Annotated in this window: 7 protein-coding genes and 1 pseudogene; 5 read left to right on the plus strand and 3 right to left on the minus strand. The window is 73.5% G+C overall.

Annotated features, from left to right (window positions below):
- Positions 1-282: 282 nt before the first annotated feature.
- Both JS521_RS16020 and JS521_RS16025 read right to left on the minus strand, forming a co-directional pair.
- Positions 283-1,791: a DUF3152 domain-containing protein gene (locus JS521_RS16020; protein WP_205083663.1), complete on the minus strand. Its 1,509-nt coding sequence runs from the start codon at positions 1,789-1,791 to the stop codon at positions 283-285.
- 8 nt (positions 1,792-1,799) lie between these two features.
- Positions 1,800-2,765 (minus strand): alpha/beta fold hydrolase, encoded by a 966-nt coding sequence (locus tag JS521_RS16025; RefSeq protein WP_205083664.1) that lies wholly within the window; start codon positions 2,763-2,765, stop codon positions 1,800-1,802.
- A gap of 119 nt (positions 2,766-2,884) precedes the next feature.
- Here JS521_RS16025 and JS521_RS16030 point away from each other — a divergent pair, with 119 nt between their 5' ends.
- The 4 genes and pseudogenes from JS521_RS16030 (at position 2,885) to JS521_RS16045 (ending at position 4,698) form a co-directional block, all read left to right on the plus strand.
- Positions 2,885-3,100, plus strand: a complete 216-nt coding sequence (locus JS521_RS16030; protein ID WP_205083665.1) for an Rv3202a family protein — start codon at positions 2,885-2,887, stop codon at positions 3,098-3,100.
- 167 nt (positions 3,101-3,267) lie between these two features.
- Entirely contained in the window at positions 3,268-3,909 is a 642-nt protein-coding gene (locus JS521_RS16035; protein ID WP_010061601.1) for a TetR/AcrR family transcriptional regulator, read from the plus strand.
- 140 nt (positions 3,910-4,049) lie between these two features.
- Positions 4,050-4,274: pseudogene (locus JS521_RS16040) on the plus strand (DUF3107 domain-containing protein); the annotation flags it as partial.
- Positions 4,275-4,425: 151 nt separating this feature from the next.
- Entirely contained in the window at positions 4,426-4,698 is a 273-nt protein-coding gene (locus tag JS521_RS16045) for a hypothetical protein (RefSeq protein WP_205083666.1), read from the plus strand.
- 79 nt (positions 4,699-4,777) lie between these two features.
- Here the strand turns inward: JS521_RS16045 and JS521_RS16050 are convergent, their stop codons facing one another.
- A complete protein-coding gene (locus JS521_RS16050) occupies positions 4,778-5,524 on the minus strand; it encodes a ferritin-like fold-containing protein (RefSeq protein ID WP_205083667.1) in 747 nt (248 codons plus the stop codon).
- A 451-nt stretch (positions 5,525-5,975) separates the two neighbouring features.
- Here JS521_RS16050 and JS521_RS16055 point away from each other — a divergent pair, with 451 nt between their 5' ends.
- Positions 5,976-8,246: a DEAD/DEAH box helicase gene (locus JS521_RS16055; protein WP_205083668.1), complete on the plus strand. Its 2,271-nt coding sequence runs from the start codon at positions 5,976-5,978 to the stop codon at positions 8,244-8,246.
- Positions 8,247-8,427 lie beyond the last annotated feature (181 nt).

An 8,427-nucleotide genomic window follows, 5' to 3' on the forward strand; every position in this document is an offset into this window, starting at 1 on the left:
GGGCGGCCGGCCGCCCGTTGCCGCCCGCCGCGGCGTGGCTGCCCCCCCGCGCGGGGGGGGCCCCCCCGCCCTCAGCCTCCGGTTCCGCCCGGGCGCCCCGGGCGCCCCGGCCGGCCGCCCCCCCCCCCCCCCCCCACCGAAAGGGGTGAACCGTCGTAACTTTCCTGCCCCGGTCGCGTTCCGTCGCGATACAGCGGTCGGTTGTCACGGAGGGTCAGGCCCGGGCCAACTCCTGCCGGGCTGCCCGGCGGGCCGACGCGTGCTGCGACAGGCCCCGGGGGATCAACCCTTGGGATGCACCCAGGGGTTGGCCTTGCACTTGATGCCTTCGAGGTCGAGGGTCTTGGTCTGCTGCTGCATGACCGGGGCCAGGGCGCCGGGCGTACGGCAGCTCACATGGTTGTACCCGAGCCGGTGGCCGACCTCGTGGTTGATGAGCATCTGACGGTAGGACAGCATCTTGTCCGGACCGAAGGTGGCGGCGCCCTGCGCCCAGCGATAGGCGTTGATCATGACGCGGTCGGTCGATGCCGAATCGCAGGAGACGTTGTCGATCGTGGTGTCCAGACCCGATTTGGCACACCAGTCGCCGGTGGTCCCGGGACTGGCGAGGGTGATCACGAAGTCCGGCTGCCCCGACGAGATGCGCTCGAAGGTCATAGCGCCGTTGTGCGCCCAGCTCCGGTCGTCGTTGAGCGTCTTCTGCACGGCTTCGGCGAACAGACCGGCGTCGAGGGCGAGCCCCTTCTCCACGTCGATCCGGTAGCGGTGCTTCTGCCCCTTGCCGGGGGCCTTCGCCAGACCGGGCACGGCCTCGAACTCACCGGTCGCCTTCAGGTCGGCGGCGAGCGGATACGGCTGCGCCATCTTGGCCGCGTACGAGAGGGGCTTCACCTCGGGCTTCGCCGAGGGCTCCTTCGGGGTCGGGCGGGCGTCGGAGCGGGATGCCTCGTCACCCAGGCCCTGCCGTTCCACATCGGCGGCGCGCGCGGCGGCCGCACGGCCCCCGGAGTCCTCGGCGACCTGGCCGGCCACGATGACCGCGAGCACGGTCGTCACCGCGGCGGCAGCGATCCCGGTGAAGGTCCGGCCCTTGGAGCCGCGGGGCGCGGCCTGTTCGTCGGGCTCCGCGGCCTCGGTGTCGTCCGGGCCGTCCGGGCTCCCGGCCGACGGTGCGGACGCGGTCCCGGGGGCCTCGGCGTCGAAGGCCTCCAGGAACTCCTGGCGCGGGCCCGGCACCGGCGGCCCGGCGGGCTGCTGCTGTGCGGCCCGGCCGTCCGCGGCGCGCTGGGCCGCCCGCTGGGCGGAGACCTGGCGGGCCACGGCCTGCTGCCGCGCGGCGGCGTCCTCGGACCCGGCGGGCCCGGCGGACCCGCCCGGCCCGCCGGGATACGGCCGGGCGCCACCGGGGCGGCCGTCCGGGCCCGCGTACTGGTGGGGAGCCTGGGACCGGGGGGCGGCCTGAGGTGCGGACGCGCCGGGCCCCTGCCCGTTGCGGGGCTGCGGGCCGGTGCTCCAGGTGCCGCCCCAACCGCCGCCCTTCTCATGCTGTTCGGGGTGGCCGCCGCGTACCTGCGGGGCGTCGGGCGAGAACGGGCCCTGCCCGTCACCGGTCAGCGGGGAGAAGAGGTTCCGCCCGTCCGCGGTCGGCGCGGATCCGTTCCGCCTGCGGCGGCCGGTGCCGGTGCCGGTGCCGGACGCGGGATGCGCCGTGGCGCGCTCGCCGCCCGGCTCGGCCGCTGTCGCGTCGGGGCGGATCGCCCCGGAGCCCTTTCGACTGTGTCGTCCCACGCCCCGGATCAGCTCCCGCCGCTATCGTCCAGCAGTTCCCGGAACGCCTGGGCGACCGCCTCCGGGTACTCCATCATCGCCACGTGCCCCGCGTCGGGCAGGGTCAGCAGCCGGGCGTCGCGGAAGGCCGCGGACGCCCTGCGTGCCATCCGGTACGAGACGAGCTGGTCCCGTCCGCCGTACACGAGCTGGGTCGGTGCGAGCACCCGCTCGGCCTGGCGCCACAGTCCGTGCTGGCCGCCCAGGGTGTACGCATCGACGATGCCCCGGGCCGAACGCGTCATCGCGTCCCAGAAGTACGGCAGCTCCAGCCGTCGCTCCATCTCGGCCACCGCGTTGCGGAAGGCTTCGTCGGAGACTTGTGCCGGATCGCCGTAACAGAGTGCCATGACTCCGCGGGTCCGCTGCTCCGCCGTCCAGCCCTTCGTGAGCCGGGAGAACAGCGAAGCGACCCCCGGCACCGCGAGAAGACCGGTCGGAACGGCCGGCCGTTGCACCCGCCACTCCGGAAGGGCGGGCGAGATCAGGGTGAGGGTGCGCACCAGGTCGGGGCGGACGGCGGCGACCCGGGTGGCGACCGCGCCGCCCAGCGAATTGCCGAAGAGGTGGACGGGCCCCCGCTCCTCCGCGTCCAGCAGCCGGATCACCGCGCGGGCGTGTCCGGTCACCGAGTAGTTGCCGTCGTCCGGCGGCGGCGAGTCCCCGAATCCGGGCAGGTCAACAGCCTCTCCGTCGACCAGGTCGGACAGCAGCGGCATCAGCGCGGACCAGTTCTGCGACGAGCCGCCGAGCCCGTGCACGTACAGCGCGGGGGGCAGCCCGGTCCGGTCTCCCGGCCGGCAGCGGATGTTCAGACCGATCCCCGGCAGGGACACGGAGCGCAGTCGTTCGCCGTCGGCGACCCGGACGGCACTGACCGTGGGGGCCAACGCGGCGGCGGCGGCCTGGGCACCCGGCAGTTCGGTCGAAGACATGCGCCAATGTTACGAGACGATCACGCCCTGATTCATGTGTTCGCCGTCACAAGGCCGCATCGCGGGGTGGACGGGTAACTCCTAGGCTTCAGGAGGGAACGACAGGAAGGGAGCTGCACATGACGGTCGACCCGAGCGACCCGGACACCTTCGAGGGCGCGGAGCCCGACGAGCCGGGGCCGGAGGCTCCGGAGGCCGACGCCGCCGAGCAGCGCGCGGACGTCCGGCCCGAGGACGACGAGCGGGTGGAGAGCGTCGACCCGACCGCCGCCAATGAGGCCGATGTGGCGGAGCAGCGCAGGGTAATCCCCCTCGACGAGGACGATTACCGGTAATACGCCCCGGTTTACTCACGACCGCAGGGAACTGTGGCTTCCACAGCCGTCCGGTCCATGAAATTCTGCGTCCGCGCCGCGCACACCCGGGTTACCCAAAAGTACGATGGCTGTACGGCGCAGCGTGCACGGACCGGCTGTGCTGGAACACATATTTGGGAGGCGGCGTGACAGCCATCGAGCAGACAGAGGCGGCGCGCCCGCGGGGCACCCGCCTGCCCCGCCGCGCCCGACGCAATCAGCTGCTGGGCGCCGCGCAGGAGGTCTTCGTCGCGCAGGGCTACCACTCCGCCGCGATGGACGACATCGCCGAGCGGGCCGGGGTCAGCAAGCCGGTGCTCTACCAGCACTTCCCCGGGAAGCTGGAGCTCTACCTGGCCCTCCTCGACCAGCACTGCGAGTCGCTGCTCCAGGCCGTGCGCACGGCGCTGGCCTCGACGACGGACAACAAGCTGCGCGTCGAGGCGACGATGGACGCCTACTTCGCGTACGTGGAGGACGAGGGCGGCGCGTTCCGGCTGGTCTTCGAGTCCGACCTGACCAACGAGCCCGCCGTGCGCGAGCGGGTGGACCGGGTGTCCCTCCAGTGTGCCGAGGCCATCTCGGACGTGATCGCCGGGGACACGGGCCTGTCCAAGGACGAGTCCATGCTGCTGGCCGTGGGGCTCGGCGGCGTCTCCCAGGTGGTGGCCCGTTACTGGCTCTCCAGCCGGTCCGCGATCCCGCGGGACACGGCCGTTCAGCTCCTCACCTCGCTGGCCTGGCGGGGCATCGCGGGCTTCCCGCTGCACGGCGTCGAGCAGCACTGAGCCCTCCGTGACGGGACGTGCGACGCCGTGTTCGCTGCGGGCGTTGCCGGTCGGGCCCTGAGCTCCGCTCGCGCCGGGCTAATGTGGCTGCGTACGGCGCGGTTCGCCGCGCAGGGACTGACCGTCGGAGGGACATAGCCGTGGAGGTCAAGATCGGGGTGCAGCACACGCCCCGCGAGATCGTTCTGGAGAGCGGGCTTTCCGCCGAGGACGTCGAGAGCGCGGTCGCCGCGGCACTGGGCGGCAAGGCGGAGCTGCTCAGCCTCACGGACGACAAGGGCCGCAAGGTCCTGGTGCCGGCCGACCGGATCGCGTATGTGGAGATCGGTGAGCCGACCACCCGACGGGTGGGGTTCGGGGCGCTCCTGTGTGGTGTGCGGGCCTCTTTGACGGATTACCCGCCGGGATCCCGTACGGGTCGGAAGGAGCTGCTGGAGGGTTGCTCGGCGCAGGCGGGGGGTAGTACCGCCTACGACCGATTTGCCCGCCCCGCACACCCCCGCGAGGTGATCCTCTGTGATCTGGGAATCCTTCGGCGCCGCCGTGCTCGGACTCGCCCTGTCCTGGGCGGCGCTCCGATCACTGGCCGACCGACTGCCGTCCGGCCGTGCGGTTTATCTCACCGGCGCGCTGGGCGCCCTGTTCGGCGCGTATCTGACACATGCCGCCCTGGGGCCCGGCCATGTACTGGCGACGCTGATCGGAGCCGTGTCGGTCGGGGCGGTGACGCTGTCGCTCCTGATCCGCCCACGCGGCCGCCGCCTCGCCCGGTCGGCGGCGGCCCAGTAGCGCGCGGTACGGGCCCGGTAGCGCGGTGACGGGGTACGGACCGGTAGCGCGCTGACGCGGTACGGCGCGTTGCGCGGTCCTACGCGGCCAGCCCCAGCGCGGCCATCCGCTTGGTGTGGGCCTCGGTGATCCGGGAGAACATCCGGCCCACCTCCGCCAGGTCGAAGCCGTCCGCGACGCCGCCCACCAGCATCGTGGAGAGGGCGTCGCGGTCGGCGACCACGCGCTGGGCCTGCGAGAGCGCCTCGCCCATCAGCCGGCGCGCCCACAGCGCGAGCCGCCCGCCGACCCGGGGGTCGGCCTCGATGGCGGCGCGCACCTTCTCCACCGCGAAGTTGCCGTGGCCGGTGTCGTCGAGCACGGACAGCACCAGGGACCGGGTGTCGGTGTCCAGCCGGGCCGCGACTTCGCGGTAGAAGTCGCTCGCGATCGAGTCGCCGACGTACGCCTTGACCAGGCCCTCCAGCCAGTCGGACGGCGCCGTCTGGCGGTGGAAGTCGTCGAGCGCCTTGGCGAACGGCTCCATCGCGGCGGTCGGCTCCTCATCGACCGCGGTGAGCCGCTCGGTCAGCTGCTCGAAGTGGTGGAACTCGGCGGCGGCCATCTTCGCCAGCTCCGCCTTGTCCCCGAGGGTCGGCGCGAGCTTCGCGTCGTCGGCCAGCCGCTCGAAGGCCGCCAGCTCTCCGTAGGCGAGGGCGCCGAGCAGGTCCACGACCGCGGCGCGGTACTGCGGGTCGGCGGCCGCGGTGGCCCAGTCCTGGGCGGCGATCCCGGTGGTTCCGGACGGGTCGGCGGGGGTATCGGTGGCGTGGTCTGGCGTCTCCATGAACGGAACGATAGCCCGCTCCGCGCAGGGCGGAAGGGCCTGGTCAGCCGGGGCCCTCATACCGTTCCGATGAATTCGTCCAACACACATGCGCGAATCCGGGGTACAGTGGTAATGCGCTTACTGAGCACTGTGCTGTGCCAGGGGCGCGCCCTTTGAATGAGGATGCCCGGTCGGTGGCCCGATCGGCTCCGACCCGACAGCCCTCCACGCGGTGCGTACGACACGTACGACTGCAGATGAGGGGCCCCCTCAGCGGCACGAGCGCTCGAGCGACGGCAGTGGTCCCGCGCCACCCGGCCCATCCACGGCCGGATGACCAACCCCGGCACGGTACGACCCCCAGCGTTCGCCTCGGACCGCGTCTCACAGAAGAGGCAGCACCCTGACTACGTTCCGCGACCTCGGTATTTTCCCCGAGACGGCCGAAGCCCTTGAGGCAGTCGGCATCATGTCCCCCTTCCCCATCCAGGAGCTGACGCTCCCCGTAGCCCTCTCCGGCTCCGACGTCATCGGCCAGGCCAAGACCGGCACCGGAAAGACGCTCGGCTTCGGTCTTCCGCTCCTGGAGCGCGTGACCGTCCCCGCCGACGTCGAGGCCGGGCGGGCCAAGCCCGAGCAGCTGACCGACGCGCCGCAGGCGCTCGTCGTCGTCCCCACCCGCGAGCTGTGCCAGCAGGTCACCAACGACCTGCTCACGGCCGGCAAGGTCCGTAACGTCCGCGTTCTCGCGATCTACGGCGGCCGCGCGTACGAGCCCCAGGTCGAGGCCCTGAAGAAGGGCGTCGATGTGATCGTCGGCACCCCGGGCCGTCTGCTGGACCTGGCGGGCCAGCGCAAGCTCGACCTCTCCCACATCCGCGGGCTCGTCCTCGACGAGGCCGACGAGATGCTGGACCTGGGCTTCCTGCCCGACGTCGAGCGCATCATCACGATGCTGCCGCCCAAGCGCCAGACGATGCTGTTCTCGGCCACCATGCCCGGTGCCGTCATCAGCCTCGCCCGCCGCTACATGTCGCAGCCGACGCACATCAACGCCACGTCGCCCGACGACGAGGGCACGACCGTGAAGAACACGGTCCAGCACGTCTACCGCGCGCACAACATGGACAAGCCGGAGATGCTCGCCCGCATCCTCCAGGCCGAGGGCCGCGGCCTGGCGATGATCTTCTGCCGGACGAAGCGCACGGCCGCCGACATCGCCGAGCAGCTGGAGAAGCGCGGCTTCGCCTCCGGCGCGGTCCACGGCGACCTCGGCCAGGGCGCCCGTGAGCAGGCGCTGCGCGCCTTCCGCAACGGCAAGGTCGACGTCCTGGTCTGCACCGACGTCGCCGCGCGCGGTATCGACGTCGAGGGTGTGACCCACGTCGTCAACTACCAGTCGCCCGAGGACGAGAAGACCTACCTCCACCGCATCGGCCGCACCGGCCGCGCGGGCGCCAAGGGCATCGCGATCACGCTGGTCGACTGGGACGACATCCCGCGCTGGCAGCTGATCAACAAGGCCCTGGACCTGAAGTTCCCGGACCCTCCGGAGACGTACTCCACCTCTCCGCACCTCTTCGAGGAGCTGGGCATCCCGGCGGGCACCAAGGGCGTGCTGCCCCGCGCCGACCGGACCCGTGCCGGACTGCGCGCGGAGGAGGTCGAGGACCTCGGCGAGACCGGCGGCCGCGGCCGCAAGGCCGCCGCTCCGGCCCCCGCCCGTGAGGAGCGCGAGCCGCGCACCCGTACGCCGCGTCAGCGCCGCCGCACCCGTGGCGGGGCCGCCGCCGCGGAGGGGGGCGCCGCGACGGTGCCCGCACCTGCCAAGGAGGCCGCCCCGGTCGCCCCGGCCCGTGACGAGGCGTCCGACGCGCCGCGCACGCCGCGCCGTCGCCGCCGTACCCGCGTCAGCGCCCCCGAGGCCGTCGCCGAGGCGGCCGTGGCGGTCGCCGAGGCCCCGGCGGTTCCCGCCCCGGTGGCCGAGGCCGCACCCGTGACCGATGTCGCTCCCGTGGCCGAGCCGGTCGCGGAGGCCGTGACGGCCGTGGCGGAGACCAAGCCGCGACGTCGTCGCAGCCGCGCCGCCGTGAAGCCGGTGACCGAGGAGGCGGCTTCGCCCGTCGCCGTGGCTCCGGCCGCCCCGGCCCCGGCCGAGTTCCAGACCGTGGCCGTCGCCGCGGGCATCGCGGAGCCGGTCGCCGAGCCGAAGGCCGTCAAGCCGCGCCGCCGCACCCGGATCGTGAAGCCGGCCGACGAGGTCGACTTCCAGATCGCCCCGGCCGCCGAGCCGGAGCCCGAGGTGAAGACGCGTCGCCGTCCGGCCCGCGCCACGAAGCCGAAGACGGAGTCGAAGGCGAAGACCGAGTCCAAGGCCACCGAGTCCGCGCCGGTCGCCGAGCCCAAGGCCCGGGCGACCAGGGCGACGAAGTCCCGCGCGAAGGCGGAGACGGCGGAGCCCGCGGAGAAGAAGGCCGCGAAAACCACGAAGACCGCGTCGAAGGCGACCGCCAAGGCCGTCGCCGTCGAGCAGCCCGCCGTCGAGGCCCCGGCCGCCGAGGCGGAGACCAAGCCGCGCCGACGCCGGGCCACCCGCAGCGTCACCTCGACCGCGACGCAGGAGGCCGCTGTGGTCTCCGAGGCCGAGGCCGTGGTGAGCGAGGCGGCCGCCGAGCCGAAGCCGCGCCGCCGCCGCGCCACCCGCCCGGCGGGCAAGGCATCGGCGACGACCGAGAGCTGACGCTTCCGGCGACACCGCAGCAGAGACGGCCCCGGCCCCCGCACCCGCGCCGCGCCCCGGGGGGGGGGGGGGGGGGGGGCGGGGGGGGCCCGCCGCGGTGTGGGCGGCGGCGCGGCCCGCCCCGCGGCCCGCACCGGACCCCACGAACACGACGGGGACCCCGAGCGCGACGGTGCGCAGC

The sequence above is a fragment of the Streptomyces durocortorensis genome (assembly GCF_016901035.1).
Taxonomy (GTDB): domain Bacteria; phylum Actinomycetota; class Actinomycetes; order Streptomycetales; family Streptomycetaceae; genus Streptomyces; species Streptomyces durocortorensis.